This window comes from Spirosoma panaciterrae DSM 21099, assembly GCF_000374025.1.
Lineage (GTDB): Bacteria > Bacteroidota > Bacteroidia > Cytophagales > Spirosomataceae > Spirosoma > Spirosoma panaciterrae.
On record NZ_KB893172.1, the window covers coordinates 134,394 to 150,845 of the forward strand.

Consider the following 16,452-nt stretch of genomic DNA (forward strand, 5'->3'; position numbering starts at 1 on the left):
GCCACGCAGCAACCGCTATTATGAAACGACTTTATAGATCAGTTTTTGCCCTTGTGTTTGGCCTTCAGTTATTCGCTTGTTCGTCGATTGTCGAAAACCTGAACGTTGACCCAAACAACCCAACCAAATCGACCGCCAGTCTGTTGCTGACCGGGACCGAAATTGCCAACATGGCTACGCAGGAAGGCATGGCCAGCCGATTGACTACCATCTGGTCGGGCTATGCGTCCGGAGCCGATCGGCAGTGGCTGGATTATTATAATTACAACGTGTCGGCGGGTATTTACGACGGCGACTGGAATCTGGTGTACCAGGCAACCAACGCCAATGCGCTGCTGACCATTGCACAGGCCACGGCACTGGGGAACCGCAAAATGGTTGCCATTGCTAAAATCCTGCGGGCCAATGCACTGGCTACGGGAACGGAACTGTGGGGCGACATTCCCTTCGATCAGGCGGGTGATAACGCTGCTTACCCGAACCCTGCCTTTGAAGCCCAGGCAACCGTTTATACCAAGCTGCTGGCGTCGCTGGAAGAGGCCATTGCCGACCTGAAGTCGGGTGTGGGTACGGTGACGACCGAAGATATTCACTTTGGGGGTGATGCAACAAAATGGACGCAGGTGGCCTATACGCTGAAAGCACGTCTGCTGACCGACCTCAAGAAGTATGACGAAGCCTACACAGCCGCTCAGAGTGGAATCAGTGTGTTTGCCAATTCATTATATGCGCCCCATGGTAACACGGCCAACGTAAATCAGAACCAATACTGGTCGTTTCTGGCTAGTTCACGAACGGGCGATATAAACGCTGTGGGGGCCTATAACACGACCTTGCTGAATCCTGCCAGTGCCCGGTATCGGGGAAATTCGAAAACGATTGAGACAGCCCGGTTTAAGTTTTATTACCTAGAAGTGGGTGTGAATAGCCCTGGTAAAATAGAGCCGAATACAACCGGAACAACGGGTTTCTTCGCGCAAAGCGCCAGTTTCCCGCTGATTACGTATCAGGAAAACAGCCTGACGCTGGCCGAAGCGGCTCTCCGGTCGGGCAAAGGATTTGCTACGGCGCTGGGGCATCTGAACGCGTACCGGGCTTGGCTCAATACGGGTGGCAACATCAATGCGGCTTATCTGACGGCGGGTGCCTATAAATATGATCCGTATGTAGCGGCTGATTTTGCGGCTGGTGGGATCGAAAATGCCGATGGTATCACGGCCGATAATGCTCTGCTTCGGGAGATTCTGCAGGAACGCTACGTTTCGTTCTACGGCCAACACATTGGCTGGAACGATGAACGTCGGACTCGAACTGAAGCCTACGGAATCAAACTGACGCCGAATAGTGGTACGCAACTTCCGTGGCGATTTATCTACCCACAAAATGAGATCAATTCGAACCCAAGTACGCCAAAACCCGTACCCGCTACGTTCGAGGCACTGGCGATTTACAAGTAGTTCGAGTAAACCGCCAAGCTAAAAAAAGAGCCAGTCAAGTTGACTGGCTCTTTTTGATTCATCATTCTATTAGCAACTTATCAGGTTATCTTATCGGCTCATCAGCAGGGTTCGCTGTTTGGCCAGGTCTTCTTTCTTGACAAAGGTGATCGGTACAAACTCATCGGTGGGCGAACCGATGTAATAGAGCGTCCAGTCCTGGTCATAGGTTGAGAGCAGTTGTCGGATGCATTCGACCCGGTCGAAGGTAGGAACCAGGCAGTCACTCCAGTAGAAGAGTTCGACGCGGTAATGCAATGCCTGCTTTTGTCCATTGATGGTTACGTCGATTTCGATTTCCTGCTTCCCAGGCATCGAAGAAATAGGTATAGCGATGTAAGACATAGTGTTAGGAAAAGGAATATGGTTAAAGTTTATTCGGTAAAGAGCAGAAGGTGTTGGGCAGAGGAATTACCCCATGCCCAACACCCATGCCCCTTGCTATTCAGCTCGTAAACTATCGGTCGGATTGGTCAACGCCGTTCGGTAGGTGCGCCAGCCAATCGTTAATCCTCCCAGCATTAGCATTGTGCCGAAGCAGAGGCTCAGGGTGCCTATCCCGATGGTAACGTGATAAGCGAAAGACATTAGAAAGAAACTGGTACTCAGATACCCGATGGGTAGGGCAATGGCTCCGGCAATCAGTAATAGCTTGAGAAAATCCCACGACAACAGCCAGATCACCTGATCGATACGGGCACCCATCACTTTGCGAATACCCACTTCTTTGGTACGTAGCTGGGTCGTATACGTGACCATACCCAACAGACCCAGGCAGGCAATCGATAACGCAAAACCAATCAATAAGCCCATGAATGAAATGTCGTCAGTATGACTATGACGATCAAGTAGATAGGTGTCGTACCAGACGCCTTCAAACGGTTCGTACGGTTTCAGGTGTTTCCAGGTCTGAGCAATGCTAGCTTTAACCGCTTCGGGGTTGCCGTCGGCCACTTTTACGTTCAGATACCGAAATTGGGCTGGTTGGTAGCGAAGCATGAGCGGATGTATCTTCATGGCGAGCGTAGTAAATTGAAAATCTTTCACAACGCCCGCGATCTGAACATCGGTACTGTCGTTCAGCCAGAGCGTTTGACCTACAGCGGCTCCTGGTTCGCCCAGCTTGAACATCCGAACAGCTTCTTCATTAATCAAAACCAGATGGGATGCTGAGTCGGATACCGATACGGGCATATTCTGACCCGCCAGCAGCGTCAAGCCAACCGTTGAGAGGAGATTGGCATCCGTTGAGAAAATGTCTGTTGCTGCTGAATCACCCCCAGTTCGCTGGCGGTACACCATTTGCCCCTGACCGCCATGATCGCCCAGCCGAGCGACAGTAGCGCTTACGTGCTCTACACCAGCTAGTCGATTCAGGTTATCGGCTAGTCGATTGGCCGATAGCCCATTGAGAGGAATAGTCAGTACGTTTTTACGATTAAATCCATAATCGGCCGTACCCATGAAATGCTGCTGACGAGCCATCCCCAGCAAGGCGATCATGGCAATCAACGAAATCGAAAACTGAACCACAATCAACGACTTGCGAAGGCTGATTCCCCGAAATACACGCAGACCCGTTTGGCTCCGAAGCACCTGAGCCGGTTGAAACCCCGAGAGCACACGAGCAGGCAATAGCCCTGCCAGCATACCCGTGATCAGACTGAAGAGGATGAACACAATCCACACCCGGATATCCTGCTCCCACTCGATACCACCAATGAGCCATTGCTGTACAAAAGGCATGGGTTTTACCAGTTGCAGCATGCCATAGGCTAAACCAAGTCCAAAAACCGACAGGATCGCTGATTCGGCCATAAACTGCCCCATCAGTTGCCAGCGCAGGGCTCCGGCTACTTTTCGAATGCCCACTTCACGGGCCCGGCTTAACGAGCGGGCTAACGTCAGGTTGATGTAGTTGAAAGAAGCCAGCAGCAGGGTTAGTAAACCCACAATCATTTCGGTTTCCAGCTTACCCGCCGAAGGCTCATACGTGCTCATCATCAACTCTTCCCGCGATGGTGATAGCGTTGCCAGCGACTGAGACCGGAATGTATATCCTTTTTCATTGGCAAAGTGCAGACCTCTGGTTACCTGAGTAGCGAGTGCGGGCAGTATATTCGTAAGGGCCTCGGCCGGGGTGCCGGGTTTGAGCGAGACGTACGTATAGCCATGCGTATATTGCTTCCAGTCGGTGCGCAACCGATTCCAATCCGAACCGGAAAGAGAGGCTGTTGAAATCAGTACATCGAAATCCAGGTGTGTCTTCGTGGGTGGTTCGGCCAAAATACCCGAAATGGTCAATGCGCCTAATTCGGGGTGATCGATCCGTTTGCCAACCGGATTTTCAGTACCGAAAAAACGTTCAGCCGTTTTGGGGGTGAGTACAGCGGTTTTGGGAGCCATAGCGGCCTGCCCTTTTGCCAGTTGAAATCCGAAAATCGAGAAAAAGTCAGGGTCAACGGCGCTATATACTACCGGCAATTGTTTCCGATTAGCCGTAAAGTCGCCATACTTACGAATGACTCGGGTGACCTGGTCTACAAAAGCGTATTGCCGTTTTATGGTTTCTGCCAGGGGTAGGGGCGAGGTAGCAAATCCCTGTTTGTCGTTGCTGGTCGTCGTGACATCGGTAAGAATCCGGTACGTTCGGTCAGCGTTTGGATGAAAGGTGTCGTAGTCAAACGCTCCTTTGATGTCGATCATCGCCAGCATACACACCAGCATACCCGACGCCAGACCAAAGATGTTGATAAAGGTAAACAGCTTGTGTTTCCAGAGATTGCGAAAGGCCGTTTTAAGGAAGTTTTGGAGCATGGGAAGATAGGAGGAAAGGGAAGAAGGGGAGGAAAGGGAGGAAGGAGCTGAACGGGAGTCTTTTTCTCCCTTTCGTCCCCCTCTTCCCTTTCCTCCTTCTATTCTGTTTTCAGTGATTTGACAGGATTCATCAGGGCCGCTTTTATACTTTGGAAACTGATAGTTAGTACAGCAATCGTAATGGACAATACACCAGCCAGGGCAAATACCCACCACGACAGATCGGTTTTATACGCAAACGCCTGTAACCAGCGATCAGCAGCCCACCACGCCAGCGGACTGGCAATCAGGATAGCTACGCCAATCAACTTCAGGAAATCGTTGGTGAGTAGCGTAACAATATTAGTAACCGACGCGCCCAGCACTTTACGAACGCCAATTTCCTTGGTTCGACGTTCGGTCGTAAAGGCAACCAGGCCAAACAAACCCAGACAGGAAACCAGAATCGTCAGTCCGGCAAAGCAGTTGAATACCAGAATCATCAACTGGTCTTTCCGGTACTTGGCATCGAACGACGCATCCAGAAAACTATAGTCGAACGGGTAGTTTGGGTAGTGTTGCTGCCAAATCGTTTTGACCACCGACAAGTCGCTGGGTTTGACGCGCACCATCACATTGTTGATCAGGGAAGTACGGTAAATGAGAATCAGCGGCTCAATGGGGTTGTGCAGTGAGCGGTAATTGAAGTTTTTCAGTACGCCAACCACCTCGCCTTTATGCCCAAAGCCTTCCATTGCCTGCCCGACGCCCTCTTTCCAGCCCGCCATTTTTACAAAAGCCTCGTTGACCAGAAAACCACCTTTTAGATCCGTTTTGTACTGCGTAGATAGATTGCGCCCAGCTTTCAGTCGGATATTCAGCAGGGGTACAAACGTTTCGTCGATGAACATGTAGTTGGCCATCAGTTCGCGTTTTTTACCGCCCGACTGGATCGTAGTCGAAGCCATCGCCATTGGGCCATCTGCCAGGCCGGAGCCCAGGGTTACCCCCCCAACTTCGGAACGCTGTTTAAGGCTGTTGGCCAGGGCCGGAGCGCCTGCCCGTGTTGTCGAATCGTCGGGTAAGTACAGGCTGAGAATCTGATCACGGGTGAAGCCAACATCGTAATGGCGCAGATAATCCATTTGCCGATGAACGACCAGTACTCCGGCAATCATACCGACCGCCAGCACAAACTGAAATACGATAATGGATTTTCGGAACCAAAGCCCCTGCCCGTAGCTGGCTAGTCGGCCTTTCAGCACATCGACCGGACGATAGCCGGATAGGACGAAGGCTGGGTATAAGCCGCCCAGCAGCGTTACAACGACCCACGTAAGGCCGATCAGGGGTATGGCGTTAAGCGAATCGAGCTGTAACTGAATAGTCAGTTGCTCGTTGAAGATGGGGATTGTGAGTTGTAGTAGGACTAAGGCACAGGCTATGGCAAGGCCGCTCAGCAGGAACGATTCAAACAGAAACTGGCGAACCAACTGGCCATAATGGGCACCACTGGCTTTGCGAATCCCTACTTCTTTGGCCCGTTCGGTTGCTTTGGCCGTTACAAGATTGATGTAATTGAGTAGGGCAATTGCCAGCACAAATACGGCCAGAAAGGCAAACAGATAACTGTATTGTTTCGACCCTTTGGGCGTATCTTCCAGCTTGTCCTGGCTGTAATGCACATCCTCTAACCGCTCGATCGGAAAGGTAATGGAATAATTCTCGGCCCCCGCTTTTTTTAGTTCCGGGTCGATGTATTTCTTCGCTAATAGGTCTAGCTTTTTGGCAAAATCGGCCAGATTCGGCTCCTGTTTGAACAGCACATACGTATAGGCCGGAAAATCCTCTTCGAGCCAACTGGTTGTTTTGGGTGGTTTTACGGAGAGAAGCGCACTAATGGGCAGATCGGAATTGCTGGGCAGATCGGCCATTACACCCGTAATCTGGTAGGTTTCCTTGTTAATCTGAACCGACTGCGACAATACATCCGTCCGCCCGAAGAATCGGTTGGCAAACCGTTCGGTAACGACCGCACAGTTCGGATTCAATAGGGCGGTTTTAGGATTGCCAGCTAATAATGGATAGTTGAAAACCGAGAAAACGTCGTTGTCGGCATAGTACACATCCGTTTGCTCGGCCAATTGGCTCTTGGTGCGAACGGTAGCGCCCGTCATTAAAAACCGAACGGCTGTTTCTACTTCGGGGTAGTCGCGCTTCAGTGTGAGTCCTAACTGTAGCGGGCTGGCCGCTATGGACAAGGGCGACTCGGGCGTTTTCATCACGCTGGTGACGCGGGCAATCCGGCTAGCGTTGGGATGAAACCGATCGTACGAAAACTCATGATCGACATACAATACCATGAGCAGACAGGCTGCCAGCCCAATCGCTAACCCGCCTACATTCAGACTGGTGTATAGCTTATTCCGCCAGAGATTTCGAAGCGCTATTTTTAGATAATTGCTGAGCATCGTATACCCGTTCGTCTAGATTGGGTAACGTTCGCTCAAATATTATACCATTGCTTTTAATCTTCTGTCTATTAAATAGTTAACTAAAGTTAACGAAGGGGCTACGTCCGAAACCGGACGTGTTTAGTTCGGTTGCGGACAATCACGATTTGAAGATGAATTGTTGCCGAAAAATTAATTCGGCAGTAGAATGGCCTGGTCGTCCAGCGTATTGATGATCTGATTGGTTAGGGCTTTGATGCGGGATGCGGTAGTACGGTCGCACTCGTTTGCAAAAACGACGATACCCATATGTTGCTCGGGGTAGCTGGCGCATAAACTGCTGAAACCTGGAATGTTGCCGTCCTGCCAGATCACCCGATTTTCGGCCGATTTCAGCATTTGCCAATTTAAGCCCGATGCGTATTGTCGACCATTGCTCCAGGTGGGCTGATGGGTCAGTTTAGTCGTAAGCGATTGTTCGGCCATGTGCCACTGAATGTATTTCAGCATATCGGCAACGGTCGATTTTAAGGCTCCAGCGGCCTGGAGTTCATCGGGGCTGTCAGGCATCAGGATACCTTCGCAATCGTAGCCTTTGGCCATACGGGTCTGGGCCGACGTGGTTAGCGTGATTTTCGTATCGGTCATAGAAAGAGGCTGAGCCAGCTTTTCCTGTACAAGTTGCTCGAACGATTGACCGTACACGCGTTCTAAAATATACCCCAGCAATTGAGCGCCCGTATTCGAATACTTGAACGCAACGCCCGGAACGGTGTCCAGTTTGATCTGATGCAGATCGGCATAAAAATCGGCGCGGCTGTACGGACGCATGAGTTCCATAGCCACAGCCGACGCGGGTGTGTTGGTATTGGTAAAGGCTTCAGGTTTATTGGGTAGGAGGAAAGGTAAGCCTGACCGATGATTAATCAGGTGAACGAGCCGGATGGGGTGGCCCTGGTAAGCCAGGTTTGGGTAATTGCCAGTCAAGTAGGTACGAACGTCGTCGTCGAGTTTTACTTTGCCCTCCACCACGGCCTGAGCCAGCAGCGACCCGGTGAATGTCTTGGTGATGGACGCAATCGGGTAAATGGTCTGGCTGGTCGGGAGTTGATGTCGACCCCGTTCGGTAGTGCCGTAATTGTACACAAATGTCTGTCCATCTTTAACAATGCCTATCGATAGACCAACCGCCTGAGGCATCCGCATGAACTGCTGAGCAGCTTGTTCAACGAGTGAATCGACAGAGGTAGCCAGCGGATTGTCGGTCGACGCTTTTTCGGGTAGCCTGACCACTATGGGTAGGCGTTTCGGATGAACAGGTTCGGCTACCAGGGTAACAAGCAAAAAAACAGACGTGAGCCAGACGTTCATGGGATTGAGCGGGATTAGGGGTTGTATCAAAAGCAAGATGCCATTCGATCCAAAGAGGTTGCATGAGTAGCTGAGTTTCGTTGTTTCAAACGCTTACTTTCCTAAACTACTTTTCAGTAGACTCACCGATTTTTTTGAAAAACTCCGTTGCGTTACCGTTTTGGGGATTCAGCGCCAGTGACTGTTTGTAGTTTTCAATGGCCAGTTTACGGTTTCCGATGCGCTCGTAGGTTTCGGCCAGACTGTCGTAGGTATTCCAGGCATTCGGGTATAAGCTGACGTTCAGTTTGAACATCTCGATGGCTTCCTGAAGCTTCCCTTGTCCGACCAGTTTGTAGCCCCACTCATTTACATAATCTTCAGTTAGGTGGAGTTCTGGGTATTTTTTTCGGACATCGTTCACCACTGAAATTGCCTGTGCATACCCTCGTTTTTTTAGTTCATTCGTCAGAGCCATCAAGACAGGCGGTTCGCCATAGAGGGCATCCATGATTTGTTTAGATAGCTCACCCAGTTGATTTTGGGTCGATTGACCTCCGTCGTTGGCCAGCAATACGATACCGGTTTTCTGATCAGGATACAGGTCGCAGTAACTGGCAAATCCGAATGTGCCGCCCGAATGCTCCAATTGCCGTTTGCTATCGATGGTCTTGTGCAGAAACCAGTTCAGGCCAAATGCCAGATTGTCGACATTGCCCCAAGTGAGTTGATGGCTCAGTTGTACAGCCTTATCGGTTTCGGCTAACTGGTACGCTGTATAGTTCAATAAATCAGCCGAACTGTATCGAAGGCCGCCAGCAGCCTGCATAGCTTTCATGGTAAAGGCCGGCATTCGAATACCATTACCGTTGTAGCCAATAGCGAAGGGGGTTGATGCTGACAGACCAAACGTGCTGTGCATTTGGAGGGGCTGCTCGATGCGGGTTTTTACCAGTTCATCGAAAGGTAGTTTGTACACCTTCTCCAGAATATAACTCAGCAGTTGGGCGGCCACATTACTATGGCGTGGATTGTGGCCGGGCGCTGCTTTGAGCGTTACCGCATGTAAATCGTTGAAAAAGTCCTGCTTTGTATACGCACGTAACTCATTGACAATCCGGAACGGAACAGAGTCGGGATTGATCTGTTTATAGGCATCGGCATGGTCGGGGAAATTGTCCGGTAATTCGGATGTCCAATTGGTCAAATTGACGAGCCGGATGGGCTGCCCCTGATAAGCGAGGTTCGGATAGTCACCGTCAAGATAGTGTCGGATATCATCGTCTAACCGAACCCGTTTTTCAAGGACAGCCTTTGCCAGCAGCAGGCTACCAAAGGTTTTACTGATGGAGCCAATTTCATAAATCGTGTTCTGTGTAGGTGTCAGGTTTTTTCCTTTCTCCACCGTACCAAAATTGTAGAAAGCAGTTTTCCCGTTTCGGATAATCCCAATCGATAATCCCATATGCCCTTTCGCCTGAACGAAGGCAGACCCCAGTTGCTGGATAGCCATTGCGGAGCTGACTTTGGTAGTAGTGGTTTGCCCAGATGACCAGTTGATGACCAAAGCCGACAAACAGAACGTGATGAGAAGCGATTGGGGACGCATGAGACACCTGCTGATGAGATTGAATGATTTACTTGGCCTTGCGGATGTAAATGTTGCCGTTCATGTTTTTCATCATGATCTCACGGCCACCTCCGTTGATTTTGCCCTGTACCCAATCGTCGATACTTACCCGATACATACCGTTCTGATTGGTCCGGTTCACTTTCGACTGAGTTTTGTCCACATCAATATCAAAGTCGCTGTACATGTCGCCCCGATCTGATTTCAGCTTTACGTTCATTTTCGCATTCGCCGGGAACGTTACATCGACATTACCGTTGAGGGTTGAAAATGCCATCGGCGTGTCGGCGTTTACGCTTTTAAAGCTTGCTTTTACGACGCCGTTTACCGTGTTGGCCACCGCCGAGCCGGATACATTCGTCAGTTCAATAGCACCGTTTACGTTATTCACTTCCAGTTCGCCCGAGACATTATCGACCGAGATTTCGCCGTGATTGACCGTACCGATGCGCAGGTTGAATTGCTGAGGCACTTTAATGGTCAGATCAATAGGTTGATTGATCGAGTTGGCTTCTATGTTTACGGTGTTGTTCTTTTCGCGGGCACTGATATCGAGCGGATTTCCGGCGTTGATGCGTTTCATACCGGCCGATGCGCCCTGGTCGCGATCCCGGTTTCGATCCCGGTCACCATCATCATTTCGGCCCCGTCGATTACCAGTGGCTACAATATCGACCACTACGTCTTTGCCACTATAACCGACCACGTTGATCGAACCATTGATCAGGTTCACGCGCAGTGTACCGGGCTTGCCAGGGTCGCTCAGCGGAACAACCAGTTGTTCTTTTACGTCGTTCTGCGCCACTAGAGAGGTTACGGTGAGCACGCTCAGCAAGAGTGCACAAAAGGTTACTTTAATCGTTTTCATCAGGATTGTTTTTTAATGTAAATGCTTCCGTTTAATGTTTCAAACTTGAAGGTTTTGCCACCACTGCCAATGCGGATTGCTGTGGTTTTGTTGAGTTTATAGACGGTGCCACTGCCGGTTTTCTGTTCACTTTTAACAGCCTCCATGGGTAAGGCTTCGGCATTGGGAAAGTCAGTGTAAAAACTTCCGTGCATACTCTTGAACTGAAGATCGGCCGATAAATTGGGTTGATAGGTTACCCGAATATCTCCGTTGATGGTGTGATAAAACGAGTTTTCGGGAGGATTACCCACGTACTTGATATCGACGGCTCCGTTCACCGTGTTGGCGTCGGTGGTGCCTTTGATGTTGGTTAAGGTGATGGCTCCATTCACGTTCCGGGCTTTTACGGTACCGCTCACATCGTTCACCGTCACTTCGCCCCGGTTCACCGTCGAGACGACCAGGTTCATGTGATTGGGTACTTTCACCGTGAAATCAAGGTTGAAGTCGTACTCAATATCCCGGTCGTTATTCCAGCGGTTGTTGTTCCGTTGTCGTCGGGGCCGGGAGTCGAACGGTTCGGCAATGTAGACCAGAACGCTGTCGCCTTTCTGATCGAAACCGAGTTGGAATTCTTTCTTGCCAATTTCCAGATCGGCACTGGTTTTGGCCGTGATCGCTTTGTCGACTTCCACGATAACCTTGTCGCCTGAATACCCTTCGACTTTCACGTAGCCATTGATGTTGTACAGGGCAAATACATTGCTGGAGCCTTTCGACACCGTAAATTCTTTACGGATATGCTCTTTGGCTTCCTGGGCACTGGCCGGTGTTTGGGCACAAGAGAACACCAGCCCCGCCAAAACGGGGATCATAAACAGTTGCATAGTATTGTTTGGATTTATGGTTTTGGTAATGCGGGTGGAAACCCGCGATTCTAGATAGAGTTGCGGGTTTCCACCCGCATTACAATCAGGATAACTCCCGAATACTTTGTTCGATTTTACCTTTGACCATGTGGTTCAGGTTATCGTCGCGGAGCAGTTGCCGAAGGGGTTTGATGGATCGTTTCTCCTGCAATTTCACCATCACATCCGCCAGCGCCGACTGCACCAGGGGTGAATCCTGCTGGGCAATGGATTGCACGAGTCCTTCTCTGGCTTTCGGATTGTCGGCCAGTTTCGCCAGTGCTTCGAGTGTCACCAGCCGTACGTTCACGTTTGAGTCGTTGTTTAAGGTTGTCAGCAGGGCGTCGATCACTTTATCGTCGACCTCATTGATCTCTTCCGTATAACTCACGGCCCGGAGCCGTTCGGAAGCTGCCGGATTTTCGAGCAGCGAGAGCATCATCATCTGGCGCATCTGCTCCACCTGCCGCGACAGCGTATCAACCTGTTGCTGATAGGCTACCGTAGGCGTATTGGATCGCTGAAACCAGTACCCGGCCGCTATGCCGACACCCAGCAGGGCTACACTATACGCCAGTCGCATGGCGTACTGAGGTGTCCAGAGTTGGCGAAGTTTGGCCAGCAGGTTATCCAGCACACTTTCCTTTTCAGTAATTGCGGTATCCTTGTAGGTTTCGAGCATGGCCTGGAACCGTACGCGTGCAGCCGTACTAGGTTCAGGCGAGGGCGATTTGCCCATCATCTGCCAGAGTTGCTGAGTCGATTCGGCATCTTCCCGGCAGGCTGAACAGTCTGCCAGGTGCGCTTCCATAATGGCTCGTTCCCCTTCGGGTAGTTGGTTGCTGAGCCATTCGCTGAATTGTTCCTGCGTTTGTTCACAGTTTATAGGCAGTTTTTCCATTCTCAAGAGTCAGATAAATTTTTTTTAACTCAGCCATCGCCCGGTGTACCCGCACTTTTATCGCACCTTCTGTGGTGTTGAGTACCCGGGCAATTTCTTCGTACTTCAATTCCTGATAGCGGCTCAGCACCAGCACTTCGCGGTTGTCAGGACTCAGTTTGGCCATGGCCCGGTTCAGTGTGTCGAGTTCCTGTTCTTTCTGGAACCGTTCGTCAGCCATTGGTCCGCCACTGATTCGCTCCGCCACATCGGCCAGGTCATACTGCTGCGAGCTTTGTTTATTCTGTTTGCTGTGATCGACCAGAACATTTCGGGCCAGGTGGTACATCCAGCTTCTGAACTCGCCATCGCCCGTGAAGGTATGCCGGTATTTCAGCATCCGGTAAAACACCGTTTGCAGCATGTCTTCACTAGCCTCCCGCTGGTTGGTCATATGGAACAGGAAGCCGAACAGGGGCCGATGGTATCGCTCGAAGAGTAAGCCCATCGTGTCCAGATTGCCTGCTTTTACCTGCAGCATGAGTGCGTTGTCTGTCAGCGCGTTCAAACCGTTTTGCTGTTGCGTTTAGTGGGTTTTGGACTGGAAACTGCGGAAGTTGAGCAAGGTTACAGAGAAAGTGAAAATTTTTTTAGCAAAGGGCATTGGGGGAAGGGCAGAGGGTGGCCTTTGCTCAACACCCCCTGCCCTTCCCCCAATGCCCTTACCCCTCTGCCCTCTGCTATTCCGCCTTCAACGCATCGACCGGATTTAGCTGTAGAGTTTGCCAGAGTTTGAGCAGGATGGTCGAAAAAGCGATGGTCAGTACAGCCACAGCAGAGAGGATAATTGCGACGGTCGACACCCCATTGTTGATTTTGAATACGCTGTTCATGAGCATGATTGCCATGTAGTAGCCGAGCGAACAACCAACCACCGTGGCAATGGCCAGAATCCAGAGGTAGTTTTTATGCAGTACCCAGCCTACCTGGGCTCCAGTAGCGCCCAATACTCGCCGAACCGCTACCTCGCGCATCCGTTTCAGGACGTTGAGCGAAATCAGCGAGAACAGGCCCGAAATAGCCAGTAATACCGTTACCAACGAGAAAACGCCCATAGTTTCAGCAATACTAGTCGACACCGATTCGGCTTCTGCCAGCGCATTGTTGAGGTAAACACCATCAAACGGTTTGTAAGGGAATAGCCGTTTCCAGGTCTTTTCGAGTTCGGCAAATACCTGCTTTTGATGTTCGGCTTTCACGCGGGCAATGAAATAAACGAACCGACTGGGTGGTACAGGCCGAATGATGGCCGAAGAAATGGGGCGAAACGGCGTGTTGGTCATAAAATCGCGTACGACTCCCCCAATCTGGTAGGTGGTTGAATCAAGTTGGATGGATTGGCCGATAAGCGGTTTCCCTTCGCCGAATTCGCGGACAAAGGTTTCGTTGACCAATACCGTTTGCGCGGGTTGGTCGCCCTGAAGCGGTAGCAAAGGCTGACCATCCCGAAGCTGAATCTGGAGCATTCTCAGAAAATCATCGCCCACATTGTACAGCATACTTTCGTGCGACTCACTATTCAGGTTGAAGTTGGTCATGCTGTAGCTAAAACCGGGCAGATGCTGCGTACCACCAACGGCCTCAATGTTCGGAATCGACTGGGCAGCGGTTTTGAAAACCCGCCAGGTCGATTCATCATACACATAGGCCCCGATTACATTTTGTCGGTCATAACCTACATCGGCGGTCCGATTGAACTCGGCGTTTCGCTCGAAGCTGAGCCCGGTTACCACCGCCGTAAGAGAAATGGCAATCTGCATACCCATCATAACGCGGGAGAAAAGCCCCGAACCCCCAAAACGTAAAGCCCCCCGGAAAATATGAGTTGGGCGGAAGGCGCTCACGTAAAACGCTGGATATGAACCCGCCAGGAGCGTAACAAAAATTAATAAACCAAGCAGAAAAGTAAGTACTGTAGGCTGGGAATAATCGATGTTCAGTTCCAGATACGACCACATATGGTTGTACCAGCTCACAATCGGATAAGCCAGGAGCATGCCCAGCAAAATCGATAGGGCACAGATCACACTCGATTCGGTCAATAATTGCACCACCAATTGACTCTGTGTCCCTCCCAAGACTTTCCGGACGCCTATTTCGCGCAGTCGTCCGTTGCAGACGGCAATGGTCATGTTGGCAAAATTGAGGGCTGCCGTCAGCAGAATCATAATCGCCATGGCTACTGTTCCCCAAACAGCCGCAGGAGGTAAAGAGGGGTACAAGCTATTGTTGCGCAGATTGCGGCCGGAAAGGGCTACCGTGGCAAACGGTTCAACGACAAACCGACTGATTTTCCAGTCAGGGTCAGCCGATTGCTGGCGGGGTACAAAATTAGCCAGGGAGGTTTCAACAGCGGCTCGGTCGGAGGGATGCTTCAGAAGCAGAAATACGGCATCGGCCCGATATGCCCAGTTGGTATAATCAACGGGTTTATTGTTGTCGAACTGGTTGGAAAGGTTCGTCAAAAAGTCGAATCGGATACTGGACTGCTTTTGCTGGCTATCGATTACACCCCGAACGGTCAGTACTTTTTTGATCGGCTGATCGGCGTAAACAATAATTTCTTTACCAATTGGATTCTGACTGCCGAAATATTTCGTAGCGATTTCGCTCGAAATCAAGACACTCGATGGATCGGAAAAATCGACCGAACCTTTGAGAACCCGAAAGTCAAACACGCGAAAGAAATTGAGGTCGGCAAAATGCAGGATTTCGTTGAAGGTATTTTCGCCGGATTTAACTACCGCCCGACGGGCCTCAAATCGCAGGGCTGCTTCGACACCCGAAAGTTGCTGGGCATCCGTAGCCAGTGGCGATGGGCATGTACCATAAAGTGCTTTATTGTCTGCTTTTACGCTTTCGATCCGAACAATTCGGGCGTAGTTTCTATGCCAGGTATCGAAGGTATGGGCGTATTGGTAATTCAGAAAAGCCAGTATCCCGAAACCAACCCCAATGCTAAGCCCCAGCACGTTGATGATAACGTATCGAAAGTTGCGTTTAAGGTTACGGATCGTGATTCTGAGATAGTTACGGAACATGGGAAGTGGGCGGAATAAAGAAACGAAGTAAAGTAAATAAAAAATTAGATATTAACTAATTCTCTATTTGTTTACACTTGATTGCCGCCCGACATGAGAAAAGGGAGGAAGGACGAAAGGGAGGAAAGGAGTAAAGCATTAGCAGCCTTATCTCCCTTCGTCCCTTTCGTCCTTCCTCCCTTTTCTCCTTTTATTGATTTCCCGTTTTGATGCCGAAGCTGCGTTCGGTTTCCCGGATGATGGCTTGTTTTTCGCGTTCGCTCTTGCCAACTATATTGGCCGTCCGTTCAATGATAAGCTCTTCGCCGTCTTTCATGAACGTATACTGCATCCAGAGCCGACCATTTTCCTTGTCTTCCTGAACTTTCACTGACAGGGGTGATACCTCGCTGGGCGAAAAAGAAGGGTTGGATTTGGCTTCGGTAGAAAACTCATACATTTTTTCCTTCTCTTCTGAATTTCTGGAATAGGCTACCCGCTGCTCATCGTAGGATGCCTGCTGGGCTGGCGAATAATCGGATTTATACGATCTGTCCCTGCTCCAGCTATCCCGTTTATGATTTGTAGAAACGGCTACGGCTGGCTCGCTAAAGGCGCGTTCCAGCGAATCGATGATGCTGTTTTCCAGAGCTTTTACTTCACTCTTGTCCATCTCCGATACATCGAACGAGCGGTTGTAATGGAGCGAATGTCCAGACTCCTGCATATCGATACGAATACGCAAATGCCGACCATCGGTCGATACATGTTTGCTCGACGACCGTTGTGCTATCGCACCAAAGCTAACCGCAACCAATACCAGCGTAAACAGCGTTTTCATGAATCGGCAGAAATGAATATCAGGAAAAAGTTAAGTAAAATTACTCCCCTCTATCATCGTGCCAAGTCTGTATCTGTTTGTTTTTCAATTTGTTCGCTATATATGAAGAAATTGCTTGTCCGATTTCGGACAAAACATTGTACGCCAGTGGACAAAGGGGCGAAGGGG

The 16,452-nt window shown here is 50.3% G+C and carries 12 protein-coding genes; 1 reads left to right on the forward strand and 11 read right to left on the reverse strand.

Annotated features, from left to right (window positions below; genetic code table 11):
• The first annotated feature begins 20 nt into the window (after window positions 1-20).
• A complete protein-coding gene (locus B153_RS0100590; protein WP_020594703.1) occupies window positions 21-1,457 on the forward strand; it encodes a SusD/RagB family nutrient-binding outer membrane lipoprotein in 1,437 nt (478 codons plus the stop codon).
• Between the two features lie 90 nt (window positions 1,458-1,547).
• Here the strand turns inward: B153_RS0100590 and B153_RS0100595 are convergent, their stop codons facing one another.
• The 11 genes from B153_RS0100595 to B153_RS0100645 all read right to left on the reverse strand — a co-directional run bounded on the left by B153_RS0100595 (window position 1,548) and on the right by B153_RS0100645 (window position 16,284).
• Window positions 1,548-1,841, reverse strand: a complete 294-nt coding sequence (locus B153_RS0100595; protein WP_026261813.1) for a hypothetical protein — start codon at window positions 1,839-1,841, stop codon at window positions 1,548-1,550.
• A 96-nt stretch (window positions 1,842-1,937) separates the two neighbouring features.
• Window positions 1,938-4,313, reverse strand: coding sequence for an ABC transporter permease (locus B153_RS0100600; RefSeq protein ID WP_020594705.1), 2,376 nt, complete (start codon window positions 4,311-4,313; stop codon window positions 1,938-1,940).
• Between the two features lie 98 nt (window positions 4,314-4,411).
• Window positions 4,412-6,763, reverse strand: coding sequence for an ABC transporter permease (locus tag B153_RS0100605; RefSeq protein WP_020594706.1), 2,352 nt, complete (start codon window positions 6,761-6,763; stop codon window positions 4,412-4,414).
• 174 nt (window positions 6,764-6,937) lie between these two features.
• The gene (locus tag B153_RS0100610; protein ID WP_020594707.1) at window positions 6,938-8,116 is read right to left on the reverse strand and encodes a serine hydrolase domain-containing protein; all 1,179 of its coding nucleotides are present in this window, start codon (window positions 8,114-8,116) and stop codon (window positions 6,938-6,940) included.
• Window positions 8,117-8,222: 106 nt separating this feature from the next.
• Complete coding sequence (locus B153_RS0100615) at window positions 8,223-9,704, reverse strand: serine hydrolase (RefSeq protein WP_020594708.1); 1,482 nt, start codon at window positions 9,702-9,704, stop codon at window positions 8,223-8,225.
• A 28-nt stretch (window positions 9,705-9,732) separates the two neighbouring features.
• Window positions 9,733-10,593, reverse strand: a complete 861-nt coding sequence (locus tag B153_RS0100620; protein WP_020594709.1) for a DUF4097 family beta strand repeat-containing protein — start codon at window positions 10,591-10,593, stop codon at window positions 9,733-9,735.
• Window positions 10,593-11,462: a DUF4097 family beta strand repeat-containing protein gene (locus tag B153_RS0100625; protein ID WP_020594710.1), complete on the reverse strand. Its 870-nt coding sequence runs from the start codon at window positions 11,460-11,462 to the stop codon at window positions 10,593-10,595. Before B153_RS0100625 ends, B153_RS0100620 begins: the two co-directional genes overlap by 1 nt.
• An 85-nt stretch (window positions 11,463-11,547) precedes the next feature.
• Window positions 11,548-12,384, reverse strand: a complete 837-nt coding sequence (locus B153_RS0100630) for a zf-HC2 domain-containing protein (RefSeq protein WP_020594711.1) — start codon at window positions 12,382-12,384, stop codon at window positions 11,548-11,550.
• Window positions 12,359-12,904, reverse strand: coding sequence for an RNA polymerase sigma factor (locus tag B153_RS0100635; protein ID WP_020594712.1), 546 nt, complete (start codon window positions 12,902-12,904; stop codon window positions 12,359-12,361). The genes B153_RS0100630 and B153_RS0100635 overlap by 26 nt, the downstream gene beginning before the upstream one ends.
• 199 nt (window positions 12,905-13,103) lie before the next feature.
• Window positions 13,104-15,464: an ABC transporter permease gene (locus B153_RS0100640; protein ID WP_020594713.1), complete on the reverse strand. Its 2,361-nt coding sequence runs from the start codon at window positions 15,462-15,464 to the stop codon at window positions 13,104-13,106.
• A 190-nt stretch (window positions 15,465-15,654) separates the two neighbouring features.
• Window positions 15,655-16,284: a hypothetical protein gene (locus B153_RS0100645; RefSeq protein WP_020594714.1), complete on the reverse strand. Its 630-nt coding sequence runs from the start codon at window positions 16,282-16,284 to the stop codon at window positions 15,655-15,657.
• Window positions 16,285-16,452 lie beyond the last annotated feature (168 nt).